This is a genomic window from Anoxybacillus sp. P3H1B, from assembly GCF_001560855.1.
In the GTDB taxonomy this organism is placed as follows: domain Bacteria; phylum Bacillota; class Bacilli; order Bacillales; family Anoxybacillaceae; genus Anoxybacteroides; species Anoxybacteroides rupiense.
This window is the reverse complement of sequence record NZ_LPUG01000011.1, coordinates 561,312-577,093: the sequence shown is the minus strand read 5'-3', so window position 1 is coordinate 577,093 and position 15,782 is coordinate 561,312. Positions and strand designations below refer to the sequence as shown.

Sequence of the window (15,782 nt, the reverse complement as noted above, 5' to 3'; positions counted from 1 at the left end):
CACTATTTTCAATAGGTGTTGTACAATTACAATCGAAATAAGTAAACGTTTACTTCTCAAACATCCATTCACCAATCATTGAATTCACCGTCAGGAAGCCCCGTTTGCTTATTCCTTTTGGATCATGTTTTATAGCATATTTATACTATTTTTACATTTATTATAGTTGCAAAGGGAGCGAGCACACATGAGTTTTTCAATTTTTATGAGAAAAAAGGCGCAGCCCGCCAGCACAAGCCATATCGATCCAAACGTTCCAACTAGGCTGGTCCGTCTTCAGAATCCTTCCATTAACAAGCAAATCGAAATGATTGAGCTAACCGAACGGGATCTGGCCATACTTCAAACGTTAAAGCCGTTTATTGAAGAAAAAATCGATACCATTGTCACCCGCTTCTATGATGTGCTTCAAACAGAGCCTTCACTGCTCGCTATTATTCAACAGCACAGCTCTGTTGAACAATTAAAACAAACGTTAAAGGTCCATGTCATTGAAATGTTCAGCGGAAGAATTGATGATGAGTTCATCGCGAAACGCACGCGCATTGCGATCGCCCATTTGCGCATCCAACTTCTCCCAAAATGGTATATGTGCGCCTTTCAGCAATTGCTGTTGGCTCTATTAGACGTCATTTCTCCTCATATTTCTGAGCCGCATGCGCTAATGGAGGCCACTAAATCGATGACCAAAGTACTAAGCCTTGAACAGCAAATTGTGTTAGAGGAATATGAAAAAGCAAACGAAAGAAACCGCATGCAAATGGAGCAAATAAAAAATGAAATGAAAGAACAGCTTAAAGCGATGGTTCAAGAGCTTTCCACTGTATCAAGCGAAGTCAGCTCCTCGGCTGATGGATTAACAACTCAAGCCAAGGATATTTTGCAATTTGCTAAAGAAGCCGTTCAAATTGCGGATACGAGCGAACAACAATCGGTCAAAGGCCAAGAAAAACTACAGCGCCAGCAATCAACGATTCATAATTTTCAACAGATGATGAAAAAAATTCAGACGGAAGTACATAGCCTCCAACAATCAGCTGCGAAGATCGAAAATATCAACAGCCTTGTCACGGCCATCGCCGATCAAACCAATATGCTCTCGCTTAACGCTTCGATCGAGGCTGCCCGGGCTGGAGAGCACGGAAAAGGGTTTGCGGTCGTTGCCAACGAAGTTCGCAACCTCGCCTCGCAAACAAAACAGTCGGTTTCGAGTGTAGCGGACATTTTAAACGAGCTCAACTCAAAGGTTCATACGATCTCGCAATCATTGGATGCAATGGCTTCATTAATTGCGGAAGGTACAGATGATATGGAGAAAATCAATCAATTTTTCAATGAGTTCGGCTTGTCCTTAAAGCAAATTCGCGAACAAAATCAACGTATTGATCACGAAATGAAGCAATACGTTCATGTTGTGTCAGAAATGAGCCAAGCCATCGCCGATGTCGCTGCATCTGCTGAACAGGTGGAGAAAGTGGCCTATGATCTGTAGGGAAGCCAAATCGGTGCTACCGAAAGATATCGGTGCGCTCCGCCATCCGGCAGCCAAAGCCCCGATTACCCGAACCCTCGCTTCGAATAACGGGGCTTTTTCCTATATGACCGACACTGATAAATCCACACCTACTACACCGACAATTTGCTGCTGATGCAAAATAGGCGCAGAAATCGTCAGGCACGGCTTCTTCGTTAACGCTGAAATATAAACGTCTGAAATAAACGTGTTTCCTTTGCTTGCCTCGATAAACCAAGGACGTGCCTTCGCGTTGACAAGTCCCGCGGGAGGATTGGAATAAACGAAGGTCCCGTCTAAACGATTCGACCAGACCGCTTCAATATTAGAATGAGAGCGCAAAAATTCGTTCAAATATTTTTGGTGCTGCCGCTCGTCCAGTTTATATAATGGGCACGTCTGCAAAAACGTAAACAGCCGTTTTTTCGCTTCTTCGATCATTTGTTCATCAAGAGAAGCAATCGTTATCGCATGATCTTTTTTCATCATGCCTTGTAATTCATTGGAGGTTTGCTCTAAAGCTTCATTGATTCGCATGATTTGCTGGACATTTTGGTGCTGATGATCCATATCCTTTGCTACTGTCTGAGCATATTCTTTATTTTCTACCGACATGCTGGAAATTTCATCGAGCAATAACGCGATTTCTTGAATGTTTTCCGTTTGTGCCTCTACCGCTTGTGCCGAATCCGATACCATGCCTGCAATTCCGCTTAGTTTCCCCTTAAATGTATCAAGAATGTAAAGCACATCCGTCATTTCTTTTGTGCCATGTTCAATTTGTTCCGTCTCCTTCTTCACCATGTCTGTCGACAAGGCAATTTCTTTTTGGACCAATGATAAAATTTCCCGCGTTTGTTCAACCGCTTTTGATGTTTGTCCAGCTAAAATTCCGACTTCATTGGCTACTACCGAAAACCCTTTCCCATGCTCTCCTGCTCGCGCCGACTCAATGTTGGCGTTTAATGCCAAAATGCTCGTTCTTTGTGAAATAGCACCAATCGTCGCAAGAATTTGATTGATTTCCTGCGATCGAGTGACAAGGCTATCCATTTGCCGCAGCAGCATTTGGTGACTGCTCCGAAGTTCCGCCATTTCTTCCTGTAATTTTTTGAGCGACTCCCATGAATGAGCCAGCTCTTCATAAAACAATTGGCTGCTGGAATGAATTTCTTGGAAAACAGCAGAAATTTGCACAGCCGCCGTTTCGATTTTTTTTATTTTTCCCGCCACACTTAACACATCATTCACTGTTTTTTCAAGGTGCGCCGTTAATCCAACCGTGCTTTCCTTGCTTGACGAAGATGTTTCATCGAGAGAATGGGCAGCCAGCTTCATTTGTTCAATAATTCCTTTTAACTGATCAGCTGCTACTTGGATCTGTCCCATGACATGTCGATCATCCATTTCACTGGAATTATGTAACAAATCGTTTTCTTTCAAACGCCGCTTTAGCAAAAACATACAATCTCCCCTTCAATGTTATATTTTATAACAAAATTATAACATTGATTTTAAAAATAACCGAATATTTTTTTGAATATTCTTTACTTTTTGTTTGGTATCCATTTTCCATCACTCGATGAGCCTTTCTGTCTCACTGATGATCCACTATTCTTTTCCATACATGATTTCTCTTGATTCGTACACATTAATAACTGTTTAAACCGATTCATTGAACCGTTTGTATATATTGACGAAAGAGGAGTGTAAACAAAATGAACCTGTTACGTCTATTTAATTTCGGACGTAATCGCATGATGTGGAAGCAAGCATTACGTCTAATGGGGCGGCGAAACAATAACCGCACAGCGACTTGGAGCATTCTGAGCTTCGGTTTAGGAATGGCGTTAACGGCTGTTTTGAATAGGAGAAAAGCTCGAATCTCTGCATTTTCCCTCAAACAGCCACTTCAACAAGCCATGAATAAAATGAACAGCTTAATGAACCGAAATCGAGGAATGAAACAGCCGAGTTTAGCAACGGTGGAGCTTTCACAGGAGCTTACGCAAAACCAAACGAGCACGACGCCGACAAATAACCAACCGTCTTAGCAATCCCTCTTATTCCGCGCAAAATCTCTCCTGCCTTTTATGAAAGAGGCGGGAGATTTTTCTATACGTTATTTGATTAACCATTTGCTTCTTAACCGTTGTGATACATGTCAAAATAACCGCTTGATGACGGGAATATACTAAAAACAAATCCCCCGTCTTTGCATGGTCTAAACTCCTTCTACCCCCAGGTTTGCTGACGTTTTTCTAACTGAATTCACATGATTTTATTAAATAAACCGTTCACAGGAATCCTTTTCGTTAATGGGTTCGCAAAATCCAATAAAAAGGCTTTTCCTCCCCACGGAACTCGTTAGCCACGACACGCAAGGTGCTGATAGATAAAACTTGTAATTCATCGATATTTGAAGCAAGGGCATGCCCCATTTTCTCCGGTCGAAAGGCACATGTACAGACTTGTGTTATGACCATGAGTTTTTATACCTTTCTCCTATCGATTATCGCCTAAGGATAATCGATGGATCGATTGCATCGCCCACCAAGTCCAATCATAAAAAAAGAACCAATACATTGGTCCTGGTTTCCATCAGCGATTCATCCTCGATACAACGCCATATAAATATGACGCTTTTTCCATCCTTTCTCTCTACCCTTTTTATCGCGCCACTGCCGTCAGCTTTTAAATGAAATAGCCAATCGATCATTGCGCGGATTTTGCACGAATTTTCCGCCAATCTTGAATCAGGCGCTGCTGAACTTCGCCGTACAATTCATCCACCGTGCTGCATCTTACCATTTCTTTATCAATTAATGCAAACGGACAGCGTTTGCATGTCTTGCATTTTCCTAAACAGTCTTTGCGCTTAATTTTAATGTTTTTATAGGTATCTTTTAAAAACACATAAAGCTGTTTTGATTCAAACTTATTTTTCTTACAAAAACAGATCTTCTTCATTTCTGCCTTCCAAACCTCCACAATGATAAAAATTATCATTTTCATCTACTCTAATAATACCAAAAAATTTTCATCGCGAAACAACAAAATTATTTTTTCTCGTTGTTTTTTGTAGATTTCAGTAGATTGTTCTTTATAGTTTATTCAGAAAAAAATAAATTTTTCAAAATCGTTTTAAAGGGGGGAAATCATTGATTCATTTTCGTCAAGTGAACAAACATTACGGCAGCTTCCACGTTCTAAAAGATATCAATCTTTCCATTGAACAAGGAGAAGTTGTCGTCATTATCGGTCCATCTGGCTCAGGAAAAAGCACCTTAGTCCGCTGCATTAATCGTCTTGAAACGATCACAAGCGGCGAATTAATCGTCGACGGTGTGAAGGTGAATGACAAGAATGTCGACATTAATAAGCTTCGCCGCAATATCGGCATGGTCTTCCAACATTTTAACTTATACCCGCATAAAACTGTATTGCAAAATATTACGCTCGCACCTATTAAAGTTTTAGGCGTTTCAGAAAAAGAAGCAAAAGAAACAGCTATGTATTATCTCGAAAAAGTGGGGATTCCAGATAAAGCAAACGCTTATCCCGCTGAATTATCCGGCGGTCAGCAGCAGCGGGTCGCCATTGCCAGGGGCCTCGCCATGAAGCCGAAAATTATGCTGTTTGACGAACCGACATCAGCGCTGGATCCCGAAACCATTGGCGAAGTGCTAGATGTAATGAAAACATTGGCTACAGAAGGAATGACCATGGTCGTTGTTACGCACGAGATGGGGTTTGCTCGTGAAGTGGCAGACCGAATTGTCTTTATGGACAAAGGACAAATTCTCGAAGAGGCCTCGCCGGGAGAATTCTTTGCCCACCCGCGCGAGGAGCGAGCCCGCTTGTTTCTGAGCCGTATTCTTAGTCATTAGATAACAAATAGGGGGAATTTTTATGAAAGCCAAAAGAATGTGGAAAAAAGGAATCGGACTTGTATTGGCAGCCATACTCTGTTTATTCGCTTTAGCCGGCTGCAACAGCAGTGAAACAGCATCCACAGACAGCAAAGGAGACGGATCGAAGCAAACAGAATCAGCTCAAAGCACCCTAGACAAGATTAAAGAAAGAGGAAAGCTCGTCGTCGGAGTAAAATATGATTTGAATCTTTTTGGGTTAAAAAATCCAGAAACTGGTGAAGTAGAAGGTTTTGATATTGATATCGCCAAGGGTCTCGCCAAAAAAATTCTCGGTGATGAAAATAAAATTGAATTAAAAGAAGTAACATCGAAAACGCGAATTCCGATGTTAAATAATGGAGAAATTGATGCCATCATCGCTACGATGACGATTACAGAAGACCGGAAAAAGGAAGTCGATTTTTCTGATGTTTATTTTATGGCTGGACAATCCTTGCTTGTCAAAAAGAACAGTAAGATTAATGGAATAAAAGATATCAAAAAAGGAGTTACCGTTTTAACCGCAAAAGGGTCCACTTCTGCGCAAAATATTCGCGCCAAGGCTCCAGAAGCAACCGTCTTGGAGTTTGAAAATTATGCGGAAGCCTTTACAGCATTAAAAGCTGGACAAGGCGATGCCCTCACAACCGATAATGCATTGCTTTTTGGCATGGCGAAACAGGATCCGAATTTCCGGGTTGTGGATGAGACATTTTCTGAAGAGCCTTACGGAATTGCTGTGCGCAAAGGAGACAAAGAGTTTGTCGATCTCATTAACGAATATTTGCGCGAAATTAAGGAGAATGGCGAATACGATAAAATCTATGAAAAATGGATTGGAGAAAAGCCAAAGCAATAATAGCCATTTGAACGGATGAGCGGGCATATTCCGCTCATCTGCTATTCTATAGAAAGACCATTGGGAAACGGAGCGAATGAAGACAACAACCAGAGGTAAGCCACAAACTCTCCTTCTGCCACGCGAATTGTGCGACAAAAGCCTAGCTTGCCATCTATTCGCATATCAAAAACAACCTTGTATCAAGCATAACGAGGAGGTGCAATCATGCCTGATTATTCAATTTTAATCGAACATTGGGATCTGTATATGCAAGGGTTTCTTCATACGATAAAATCCAGTGTTCTTGCCCTAATCGGCAGTTTACTTATTGGAACGGTGATGGCCATCTTTCGCATTGCGCCGGTGCGTCCATTGAATTGGATTGGAGCGGCATATGTTGAATTTATTCGCAATATCCCGCTCATTTTAATTGTATTTGTATTTTTCGTCGGGTTGCCGGCTCTTGGCATTCGTTTGGACTCCTTCACCGCCGGAACATTGGGATTAACCGTTTACACAGCTGCCTTTATCGCCGAAGTCATCCGTGCCGGGATTCTTTCTGTGCCAAAAGGACAGATGGAAGCCGCACGATCATCGGGATTAACTTATTTGCAAGCCATGTGGCATGTGATTTTGCCTCAAGCTATTAAAATTGTCATACCGCCTATGGGCAACCAATTTATCAATCTCGTTAAAAACTCTTCTGTTCTAGGCGTTATTGCAGGGTTAGATCTGATGTATTTTGGTGATTTAATTTCCTCCGAAACGTTTGTCACTTTTGACGTCTATATTTTTGTTGCCATGTTTTATCTAGTGTTAACCATTCCGCTTAGCTTAGGCGTTGGCGCGCTCGAACGCCGCTTAGCAAGAAGTCGATAAGATGATAGAAAAAGGTGGGGTGAGAAATGGACTTTATCGGCGCCTATTCTCCAGTTCATTTTAAATTTTTACTTGAAGGATTTGCCGTCACGCTTGAAGTAGCTTTTATTTCTATTGCGCTTAGCTTTGCGATCGGCATTATCGTTGGGATATTGCGTTATGGGCAGATTCCTGTCGTTTCCCACATTCTCGCAATCCTAGTTGAGGTCATCCGCAACTTGCCGTTATTATTGATTATTTTCTTTACTTATTTCGCTCTTCCTGAGATCGGCTTTAAGCTCGATAAGCTTTATGCCGCGATTTTGGCGCTTGTTATCTTCGAATCAGCTATGCTATCAGAAATTGTGAGAAGCGGATTAAATTCCATTGAAAAAGGGCAAATTGAGGCAGCGAGATCATCAGGGCTGACGTATTTGCAAACGCTATGGCATATTGTCCTTCCCCAAGCGTTAAGACGCATGGTGCCGCCCATTGTCGGACAATTTATTTCTTTATTGAAGGATACATCGCTAGCTGTTGTGATTGCCCTTCCTGAATTAATGAATCATGCTCAAATCATTAACGGAAGAAATGTCAATTATGTCATTCCGATCTTCTTGCTCGTCGCCATCATGTATTTTGTCGTGAATTATTCATTATCACTGCTTTCGCGAAAGCTTGAATATAAGCACCGATAAATAAAAGAAAGGATGAAGAATCAGGAGTGCTGATCATCCAGTAAAACTCAATGAACAGTACTGGATTCCTTGCTTTTTTGCTGAAGTAAACAAGCGGGTTTGCTTGCCTACCGGGCATGCTATAGGCATGCCCTTCAACCATAGATTCACAGACATCGTTCGTTCAATCTTTAAATTTATACGGCCGACTTCTCCACTCTTCTCCCATCGGAAACGTTTTCTATCACTCGAAATGCTGAGCATAAAAAAGACGATTCTTCATCCTATGAAACAGATTGGAAAATCCATTTAGTTTTATATAAAATATAATGATAAGAAATCCATACATTTTCTTAATACCCTTTTATTGTATAATAATATGATAGAATGGGAGAAGATTTCCTGATAGACAGAGGGGAACACGATGCGTGAACGAATTTTAACCTTATTGCTTCTCATCTCTGCTACAGCTTTTCTTGGAGAGATGAAAGTAAATCCATTTTCCAGTTCTTTCCGATTTTCTTTAGGAAGTGTCGCTTTTTTCTTTGGACTTGTTTGGCTTCGTACGATTCCTCTATGTCTGACTGGCTTTTGTGTTGGGGTGTTTGTCACCGCCTTTCGCGTAATGATTGATTGGTTAACCAAACAGCAGCCATTGGCTGATAGTTTATTGATTCATTTGCCTGCAGGCATTTATTACATTTTCTTTGCTTGGCTTGTATATATGACAAAATTCCGCCAGCATCTGGACCACCCTATCCACGTCGGAGTGCTTGGGGCAGCGATTGATTTTACAGCTAATATCGTAGAACTGTTCATTCGTCAGCTGCTTGGTGAATCTTTCACCATCGCACACGAAACCGTTTTTATGCTGCTTTTGTTTGCAATTTTGCGAAGCTTCTGCGTAATAGGACTATATAACATTTTAACCATTCAGCATATGCGGGCTTTAGGGGAAGCGCGAAGACAAGAGCTGGAACGCCTTGTCATGATTAATACAAGCCTTTATGAAGAAGCATTCTATTTGCGAAAATCGATGAGCCATTTAGAGGAGATTACGCACAAAAGTTATGAGCTGTATACACAGTTGATGGAGTCTAAACAGGCCGAGCCAGGCACCGCCCTGTATATCGCTGAACATATTCACGAAGTTAAAAAGGACTCGCAGCGAATTTTGGCCGGATTGTCTGATCTGATTAGCCAAGAACAAGCAGAATTGAATTTGCCGATCAAGGAGCTTTGCCGCATGGTCATTCGCACTAACCAAAAATACGCAGAACTTCTCGGCAAATCGATTCATTTTCATGAAGCATGTGACATCGATTTACCGACCTATCATGTATACGCCCTTCTTTCTGTCCTAAACAATTTAGTCGCCAATGCCGTCGAGGCGGTGCCAGATTCCGGATGGGTCTCTCTTCATGTGCAATTTGAGCACAATGAACTGGTGTTTCGCGTAACTGACTCAGGTCCTGGAATTCCCGATGAGGATCGGGATTGGATTTTTCAGCCGGGATTTACGACAAAATATGATGAAAATGGCAACCCTTCCAACGGGATTGGATTGACCCACGCGCAAGAAATTGTTCATAGCTTTAAGGGGCACATACAACTGACATTTGACGAGCACAACCGAACACAATTTCAAGTCAGAATTCCAGGCAGTCAGCTGCTGCGAAAGGAGGAAGCCGTGTGATGTCCCTTCGTTTTTTTCTTATTGAAGATGATGCTGTTGTCCGAAAAATGCTAGAAAAAATAATTGTAGAAAGCGGACTTGGCGAAGTGGTAGGTCAAGCGGAGGATGGCTTGCATGTATCAATCGATCAGCTCTATGCCGTCGATGTTATTTTGATTGATCTTTTGATGCCGGGCTTAGATGGGATACAAACCATCAAAAAATTAAAAGCGCAAGGATTTACCGGTCCTTTTATTATGATTTCACAAGTAGAACATAAAGAAATGATCGGACAGGCTTATCTTTGCGGAATTGATACGTACATCCACAAGCCGATTAATCGATATGAGGTCATTTCGGTTCTCAGACGCGTAGCCGACTATATGGCGGCTGTTTCTTCCCTGAATTCGATCCGCCGTTTATTGCACACTTTGGATCAAAGCAAAAAACATGACATGTATCCTTCTCCGCCGCAGCATACGGCTCATTATGAAAAAGTGAGCTTGGAGCAAAAAATTGAACAACTCCTTTTAACATTAGGAATTGCTGGCGAATCGGGCGCAGCCGATTTGCTGCACATTATGCAATGGTTTGCTGAAGCGGAACATAAAGGAGCGACTATGCATGATTTGCCACCGTTAAAAGAGCTATATCGGCAAATTATCAAGCGGCTGCACGGCTCAGAAGAGGAGCCATCCCTTCAAAAAGAAATTAAAGCGATGGAGCAACGGGTTCGCCGAATGATTTTTCAAGCTTTTACCCATTTATCCTCACTCGGATTAACCGACTATACAAACCCTACCTTCGAGCATTTTGCGCCGCGTTTATTTGATTTCAAGCAAATTCGCCTTCGCATGAAGGAGCTGGAAGCCGGTAAAAAAACAACGAAATGCCGGATTAACGTAAAGAAATTTTTATCCGCTTTTTATATCGAAGTAAAAGGAGCATAGGCGTCTATGCTCCTAAGCAGATAGCCAAAACCCATTTTGACTTTAGCTATCATCCGAAGTTTCAAAAACGCTTGGCGGATAAGAAACGCAACTGAATGCAGGCACAAATGAAATGAAACCAAGACGTTCATAAACGATCGAGCGAGTTCAGTGACACAGGAAAAAGCAGTGATCCCCCCTTCCTCTAAAACTCTAAAGCAAATACCATTTTAATAGTTAACATAATATTAATTATGTTTGCTAAATGCGATTTGTATTCCAATAGCCCCCAATAATACCGCCTTGACCCGATTGATTCGCTTGGCGATCGATGAATGGGCAAGCAACACATGCCGCAGTTTTTCAGCCGCCGCACTGACAGCGACAAAAATAACAAGAGCTTGGATCAGAAAGATCAGCCCCAAGATGAACATTTGCAGCGCTGCATGCCCTATCGATTTATTGACGAACTGTGGCAACAGCGCTAAAAAGAATAGCGAGACCTTCGGGTTTAATAAATTCATCAAAATGCCCTTTTTGTATAGAGCTTTGTATTCTAAAGATTGCTGGTTATCTAAATGAAAGCCTTCTTGCTTTTCGCGCCACGCCTGCCACGCCAAATAGAGCAAATAAGCAGCACCGGCATATTTTACAACAGCGAATGCTAGAGCCGATTGATAAATCAATGCCGAAACGCCAAGCGTAGCGGCTGTTATATGGACAATGAGTCCCGAGCATAGACCAAACGCTGTGGCTATTCCCGCTTTCTTATTTTGTGAAAGGCTTTGAGCGATCACAAATAAAATATCCGGTCCCGGCATAAGCGTCAATAAAACGGCGAATCCTAAAAAAGATAGGATCAACGTCAAATCCACATTCCCCACTCCTTTTCTAATCGCTCCCCCTGCTTATAATTTTGTGCGAATATTCCATAATTCAGGGAAGAAGCGATGATCAAGCACTTTCTTTAAATACGTGACACCCGATGAACCTCCTGTCCCTATTTTGTGCCCGATAATGCGTTCCACTGTTTTCATATGCCGGAACCGCCATTGCTGAAGCCAATCTTCAATATCAACGAGCTTTTCAGCCAGCTGATATAATTCCCAATATTGGTCCACCTTTTTATATACATCTAACCAAGCGGCTTCCACCGTCGAATCTTCTTGATACGGCTCTGAATAATCCCGGTCCAAAAGGGATGGATTAATCGCAAATCCAGCGCGGGCCAGCGCCTTTAAGGCGACATCGTAGATGCTTGGAGCATATAGCGCTTCTTTTAGCTCCTCATACAAAACTGGATCCTTCTCGTAAATTTTTAAAATATAGTCCGTTTTGTAACCAAGAGCGAACTCAATCATGCGATATTGGTAAGACTGAAAGCCGGACGCCTGTCCTAATTGATCGCGAAACTCCATATATTCGGATGGAGTCAATGTCGCCAGTACGTCCCAGGCATGAATGATTTGCGACTGAATTTTCGACACTCTCGCCAGCATTTTAAAGGCTGGATCCATTTCATTCCGTTCAATGGCTTGAATCGCTGCTTTTAGTTCGTGAAGAATCAGTTTCATCCATAATTCACTCACTTGGTGAATGATAATAAATAACATTTCATCATGGTGATCGGACAGACGCTTTTGGCTTGATAGAAGCGCATTCAACTGCAAATAATCACCATAGGTCATTTTATTTAAAAAATCCGTATGAATGCCTTTTTCCGCCGCTAGCTTTTGATTTCTTTCTGATGAACTGTGCATGATAGAACCCCCTTCTTATCTATGTTGCCATCGGCTTAATAACTGCGCGCACCGGGCTTCCGTCAGCATCCTTTAACGGAAGCGGCAGTGCGATAAGCTCATAGTCGCCGCATTCGACATGGTCAAGCATTACATTTTCTAAAATATGCACACCTTTTTTGGCAAATGAATGGTGCGTCTTAAGATCTTTGCTGTCAAGCGGATCGACTGACGGAACATCCACTCCAAGCAACACAATCCCTTTCTCTTTGAAAAACGGGCCTAAATCTGGATCAAGCAGCGGAATCGACTCAGGAAACCGCTCTGGCTGGTTCGGAACATTCGTTTTTAATAATAGACGCTGAACGCCGGAAAGATCGAAGGATTGCAGCACAGCGCTATTAATAATGGAGAATGGTGATACATCAATCACACGCGCCGGTCCAATAAAAACATCGATCGCCAAATCGATTATTTTTTGACCATAATCGTCAAAATGAAACGGTGCATCGACATGTGTGCCAATATGGACGCTTGTTGTCATTTTTCCGATATTGACTGAACCCGTTTGTTCTTTTGTAAAAGATACCTCATACGCAAATGGTGTGTCCCCCGGCCAATGAGCAATCGAATGAGAAAGCGGCTGTGAAATATCGATCCATGAAGAGGAGGTTTTTTTTGTCATGCCACCACTCCCCGTTCGTTCGGAAATTTTTTATGCTTTTCTTTCTCCATAATCTCCTTTAAAATATGAACTGCTTGCCAAACATCTTCATACGTGTTGTATAATGCGACCGGAGCCAAACGAATCCCATTCGGCTTACGAAAATCAGGAATGACCCCTTCTGCCTTCAACGCTTGGCAAATTCTCGCCGCTTCTGGATGCTCTAAATAAACATGTCCTCCTCTGCGCTTATCTTCTCTTGGATTCCCTATCATAAATTCGTAGTTTGCCAATTCACGCTCGATCAGCGCCATCATATACTCGGTGAGACGCAATGATTTTTGGCGAATATTCTCCATCCCGACCTCGCAAAATAGAGAAAGAGAGCCAATCAGAGGAGCAGTGCTTAAAATATGCGGTGTGCCGATTTGAAAAGCGCCAGCATGCTCTTCAGGAGTCAGATCCGGCTCCATATCAAACTGCTTGTTTTTCTTTGAGCTAAACCAGCCGCTTAATCCAGGCTCTCTCCCAAAATGCCTTTCGTGAACATACAGAGCCGCCACACATCCTGGGCCGCCGTTCAAATATTTGTAATTGCACCAAAAAGCAAAGTCAACTCCCCAGTCATGGAGCTGATGCGGAATGGCGCCGACGGAATGACATAAATCAAATCCGATCATAATTCCACGTTTATGCGCTTCTTCTGTGAGCGTTTTCATGTCAAAAAGCTGGCCGCTGCGATAAAGAACACTTGGCAGCACAATGAGAGCAATCTCCTCTGTCATCGCTTCAATCAAATCGGCCTCCTCGATGGTTTTTCCATCCCTGCTTTTGACGAGCACGAGATGCTCCTTCGGGTCGTATCCTTTTAGCTTAAGTTGGCTCTTTAATGCATAAATATCCGATGGAAACGTCAGTTCATCGGCTAAAATTTTCGTTCTTGCAGCTGTCGGTTGATAAAATGTAGCCACAAGCTGATGAAGGTTAACCGTCGTGGAACCTGTAACCACCACTTCCTCCGGTTTGCAGCCAACAAGATAAGCCATGCGCTCTCCCAATGCTTCTGATAAATAAAACCATGGATGGTGTCCGTTTGTCCACCCGTCAATGCCGTATGATTTCCATGAATCTAGAATTTCCAGCAATGACCGTTCCGCGCGTTGTGAAAGCAAGCCAAGTGAATTGCCATCCAAATAGATCGTGCCTTCCTGAAGATAAAATTCCTTTCGATACGATGCCAACTTATCTAGTCGATCAAGCTGGCGTGCTTCCTCTCGTGAATACATTTTCCCACCGCCTTGTTTGTTGTGTTTGAATTTTCTATATTTTTAGTTAAAATATATAGGTAAGTTGACACAATGTCAATGACAGATTATCACCAACATACAGAAAGGAAGATAAGCGATGAAAAAGCTTTCTTCAAGACAGCTTCAAGCAATGGAAACAAGACAAAAAATTATCGCTGCATCCTACGACGTATTTTTAGAAAACGGATTTCAGAAAACCACCATTTCGCAAATTATCCAAAAAGCAAATGTGGGCTATGGAACAGCGTATGTGTATTTTAAAAACAAGGATGACATTTTTGTTGAAATGATGGAAAAAACGATGAGAAAATTTTACGAAGTAGCGGAAATCCCGTTTGCTCCCCGAACAAAAGAAGAAGCCCGCCATCTCATTGAGCATCAAGTCCGCCTTTTTTTACAATTGGCCATCCAGGAGCAGCGGCTGCTTCAGCTAATGAAAGAAGCGATCGGCATTTCCGATTTAGTCGCGAAAAAATGGAAAGCAATCCGCGAACAATTTATCACCCGCATCGCACAGGATGTTGCCTATTCGCAGGCAAACGGACTAGCAAAATCACATTTGCAGCCAAGTTTGGTCGCACGAGGTTGGTTTTACGCTAACGAAATGTATATGTGGGAATTAACCGAACAAGAGGTTCCTTTTTCATTGGAAGATGCCGTTTATCATTTAACAGAAATGTACACAAACGGCATATACGAATAATACGTTTTCACAAGAAGGTGAAATAGATGCTTTTAGCAAAGCTAATGCTTGATTCAAAGCATACAGTCATATTGACCGGGGCAGGAATGTCAACAGAAAGCGGATTGCCCGATTTCCGCTCCGTACAGACAGGATTATGGCAACAAAAGGATCCACAGCGCTTAGCAAGTACGCATGCGCTTCAATATCACCGAGAGGACTTTATCTCCTTTTATCAATACCGCATTCGCACACTCCGGCAATGTCAACCCCATGCTGGTCATCGTATTCTCGCTGACTGGGAAGCACGTGGGCTTATTCAAACTGTCATCACCCAAAATGTCGACGGATTTCATCAGCAGGCCGGCAGCCGAAAGGTCATCGAACTTCACGGTTCACTTCGGACGGTCCGTTGTGCGCGCTGTAATCAGTCTGATGAAAGCGAGGCTTATCTTGATGATACCTTTTCCTGCACATGCGGCGGCTTTTTGCGCCCCTCCGTCGTTCTGTTTGGCGAAGCGCTGCCGGCGGAAGCGGTAGAACAAGCATGGCGCGCCGCCGAGCAAGCCAAACTGTTCATCGTGCTCGGTTCTTCCTTGCAAGTATCGCCCGCTAATCAGTTGCCGCTCATCGCCAAACGAAACGGCGCCCAACTCGTCATCGTCAACCTAGAGCCGACCGAACTGGACGAATGGGCCGATCTTGTCATCCAAAATCGAAAAATCGGCGATGTATTGGCAGAGACGGATCGGGAGTTGGAACGAAGAATATAAACAACAGAGCGCGGCCTCTATTCTATAAAGAGGACACGTTCATCCTTTTCCTTTTGGCGATCGATGCCTAACTCCACTTTTCTCGTTCGAACTGCTAAGCAATCGTTTTGCCATTTCAATATATCAAAGCGATTAGTCATCGCGATCACTATTTTTCCTTCATGATAACACTCCATAATATTCATAGCATGAACCTATCCAAACCAATAA

16 protein-coding genes are annotated in these 15,782 nt (G+C 42.6%); 10 read left to right on the top strand and 6 right to left on the bottom strand.

Annotated features, from left to right (window positions below):
* The first annotated feature begins 187 nt into the window (after positions 1-187).
* Positions 188-1,492, top strand: a complete 1,305-nt coding sequence (locus AT864_RS06910; protein ID WP_066147580.1) for a globin-coupled sensor protein — start codon at positions 188-190, stop codon at positions 1,490-1,492.
* Between the two features lie 102 nt (positions 1,493-1,594).
* Here AT864_RS06910 and AT864_RS06905 read toward each other — a convergent pair whose 3' ends face one another.
* On the bottom strand, positions 1,595-2,977 hold the full coding sequence (locus AT864_RS06905) for a methyl-accepting chemotaxis protein (RefSeq protein WP_066147578.1): 1,383 nt from the start codon (positions 2,975-2,977) through the stop codon (positions 1,595-1,597).
* Positions 2,978-3,231: 254 nt separating this feature from the next.
* On the opposite strand from AT864_RS06905, the gene AT864_RS06900 reads away from it, so the two are divergent.
* Positions 3,232-3,567 carry a hypothetical protein gene (locus AT864_RS06900; protein ID WP_066147577.1) on the top strand — a complete coding sequence of 112 codons (336 nt, stop codon included), beginning with the start codon at positions 3,232-3,234 and terminating at the stop codon, positions 3,565-3,567.
* 661 nt (positions 3,568-4,228) lie between these two features.
* On the opposite strand, the gene AT864_RS06895 is transcribed toward AT864_RS06900, so the two are convergent.
* Entirely contained in the window at positions 4,229-4,483 is a 255-nt protein-coding gene (locus AT864_RS06895; RefSeq protein ID WP_080862000.1) for a DUF1450 domain-containing protein, read from the bottom strand.
* A 191-nt stretch (positions 4,484-4,674) separates the two neighbouring features.
* On the opposite strand from AT864_RS06895, the gene AT864_RS06890 reads away from it, so the two are divergent.
* The 6 genes from AT864_RS06890 (at position 4,675) to AT864_RS06865 (ending at position 10,428) form a co-directional block, all read left to right on the top strand.
* Positions 4,675-5,403 carry an amino acid ABC transporter ATP-binding protein gene (locus tag AT864_RS06890; RefSeq protein WP_044745428.1) on the top strand — a complete coding sequence of 243 codons (729 nt, stop codon included), beginning with the start codon at positions 4,675-4,677 and terminating at the stop codon, positions 5,401-5,403.
* A gap of 22 nt (positions 5,404-5,425) precedes the next feature.
* Positions 5,426-6,286 (top strand): glutamate ABC transporter substrate-binding protein, encoded by an 861-nt coding sequence (locus tag AT864_RS06885; RefSeq protein WP_066147575.1) that lies wholly within the window; start codon positions 5,426-5,428, stop codon positions 6,284-6,286.
* A gap of 207 nt (positions 6,287-6,493) precedes the next feature.
* On the top strand, positions 6,494-7,147 hold the full coding sequence (locus AT864_RS06880; protein ID WP_066147573.1) for an amino acid ABC transporter permease: 654 nt from the start codon (positions 6,494-6,496) through the stop codon (positions 7,145-7,147).
* A 26-nt stretch (positions 7,148-7,173) separates the two neighbouring features.
* Complete coding sequence (locus AT864_RS06875; protein ID WP_066147571.1) at positions 7,174-7,824, top strand: amino acid ABC transporter permease; 651 nt, start codon at positions 7,174-7,176, stop codon at positions 7,822-7,824.
* Positions 7,825-8,227: 403 nt separating this feature from the next.
* Positions 8,228-9,499 carry a HAMP domain-containing sensor histidine kinase gene (locus tag AT864_RS06870; RefSeq protein WP_066147569.1) on the top strand — a complete coding sequence of 424 codons (1,272 nt, stop codon included), beginning with the start codon at positions 8,228-8,230 and terminating at the stop codon, positions 9,497-9,499.
* Entirely contained in the window at positions 9,499-10,428 is a 930-nt protein-coding gene (locus tag AT864_RS06865) for a response regulator (RefSeq protein WP_066147567.1), read from the top strand. The genes AT864_RS06870 and AT864_RS06865 overlap by 1 nt, the downstream gene beginning before the upstream one ends.
* Positions 10,429-10,655: 227 nt before the next feature.
* On the opposite strand, the gene AT864_RS06860 is transcribed toward AT864_RS06865, so the two are convergent.
* The 4 genes from AT864_RS06860 to kynU are packed head-to-tail and all read right to left on the bottom strand — an operon-like array spanning position 10,656 to position 14,096.
* Complete coding sequence (locus tag AT864_RS06860) at positions 10,656-11,282, bottom strand: LysE family translocator (RefSeq protein WP_066147564.1); 627 nt, start codon at positions 11,280-11,282, stop codon at positions 10,656-10,658.
* 33 nt (positions 11,283-11,315) lie between these two features.
* Entirely contained in the window at positions 11,316-12,167 is an 852-nt protein-coding gene (gene kynA / locus AT864_RS06855) for a tryptophan 2,3-dioxygenase (protein ID WP_066147562.1), read from the bottom strand.
* Positions 12,168-12,186: 19 nt separating this feature from the next.
* Positions 12,187-12,831: an arylformamidase gene (gene kynB / locus AT864_RS06850; protein WP_066147560.1), complete on the bottom strand. Its 645-nt coding sequence runs from the start codon at positions 12,829-12,831 to the stop codon at positions 12,187-12,189.
* Positions 12,828-14,096, bottom strand: coding sequence for a kynureninase (kynU, locus tag AT864_RS06845; protein ID WP_066147558.1), 1,269 nt, complete (start codon positions 14,094-14,096; stop codon positions 12,828-12,830). The genes kynB and kynU overlap by 4 nt, the downstream gene beginning before the upstream one ends.
* 118 nt (positions 14,097-14,214) lie before the next feature.
* Between kynU and AT864_RS06840 the strand changes: the two genes are divergently transcribed.
* Together AT864_RS06840 and AT864_RS06835 are read left to right on the top strand one after the other, a co-directional pair.
* Positions 14,215-14,820: a TetR/AcrR family transcriptional regulator gene (locus AT864_RS06840; protein ID WP_066147556.1), complete on the top strand. Its 606-nt coding sequence runs from the start codon at positions 14,215-14,217 to the stop codon at positions 14,818-14,820.
* A gap of 26 nt (positions 14,821-14,846) precedes the next feature.
* Entirely contained in the window at positions 14,847-15,572 is a 726-nt protein-coding gene (locus tag AT864_RS06835) for an NAD-dependent deacylase (protein WP_066147554.1), read from the top strand.
* Positions 15,573-15,782: the final 210 nt, after the last annotated feature.

What these genes read in the sequence shown, in the direction of transcription:
- AT864_RS06910 (WP_066147580.1), top strand. Translation starts at nt 188, where the DNA reads ATGAGTTTTTCAATTTTTATGAGAAAAAAGGCGCAGCCCGCCAGCACA.
- AT864_RS06905 (WP_066147578.1), bottom strand. Translation starts at nt 2,977, where the DNA reads ATGTTTTTGCTAAAGCGGCGTTTGAAAGAAAACGATTTGTTACATAAT.
- AT864_RS06900 (WP_066147577.1), top strand. Translation starts at nt 3,232, where the DNA reads ATGAACCTGTTACGTCTATTTAATTTCGGACGTAATCGCATGATGTGG.
- AT864_RS06895 (WP_080862000.1), bottom strand. Translation starts at nt 4,483, where the DNA reads ATGAAGAAGATCTGTTTTTGTAAGAAAAATAAGTTTGAATCAAAACAG.
- AT864_RS06885 (WP_066147575.1), top strand. Translation starts at nt 5,426, where the DNA reads ATGAAAGCCAAAAGAATGTGGAAAAAAGGAATCGGACTTGTATTGGCA.
- AT864_RS06880 (WP_066147573.1), top strand. Translation starts at nt 6,494, where the DNA reads ATGCCTGATTATTCAATTTTAATCGAACATTGGGATCTGTATATGCAA.
- AT864_RS06875 (WP_066147571.1), top strand. Translation starts at nt 7,174, where the DNA reads ATGGACTTTATCGGCGCCTATTCTCCAGTTCATTTTAAATTTTTACTT.
- AT864_RS06870 (WP_066147569.1), top strand. Translation starts at nt 8,228, where the DNA reads ATGCGTGAACGAATTTTAACCTTATTGCTTCTCATCTCTGCTACAGCT.
- AT864_RS06865 (WP_066147567.1), top strand. Translation starts at nt 9,499, where the DNA reads ATGTCCCTTCGTTTTTTTCTTATTGAAGATGATGCTGTTGTCCGAAAA.
- kynA (WP_066147562.1), bottom strand. Translation starts at nt 12,167, where the DNA reads ATGCACAGTTCATCAGAAAGAAATCAAAAGCTAGCGGCGGAAAAAGGC.
- kynB (WP_066147560.1), bottom strand. Translation starts at nt 12,831, where the DNA reads ATGACAAAAAAAACCTCCTCTTCATGGATCGATATTTCACAGCCGCTT.
- kynU (WP_066147558.1), bottom strand. Translation starts at nt 14,096, where the DNA reads ATGTATTCACGAGAGGAAGCACGCCAGCTTGATCGACTAGATAAGTTG.
- AT864_RS06840 (WP_066147556.1), top strand. Translation starts at nt 14,215, where the DNA reads ATGAAAAAGCTTTCTTCAAGACAGCTTCAAGCAATGGAAACAAGACAA.
- AT864_RS06835 (WP_066147554.1), top strand. Translation starts at nt 14,847, where the DNA reads ATGCTTTTAGCAAAGCTAATGCTTGATTCAAAGCATACAGTCATATTG.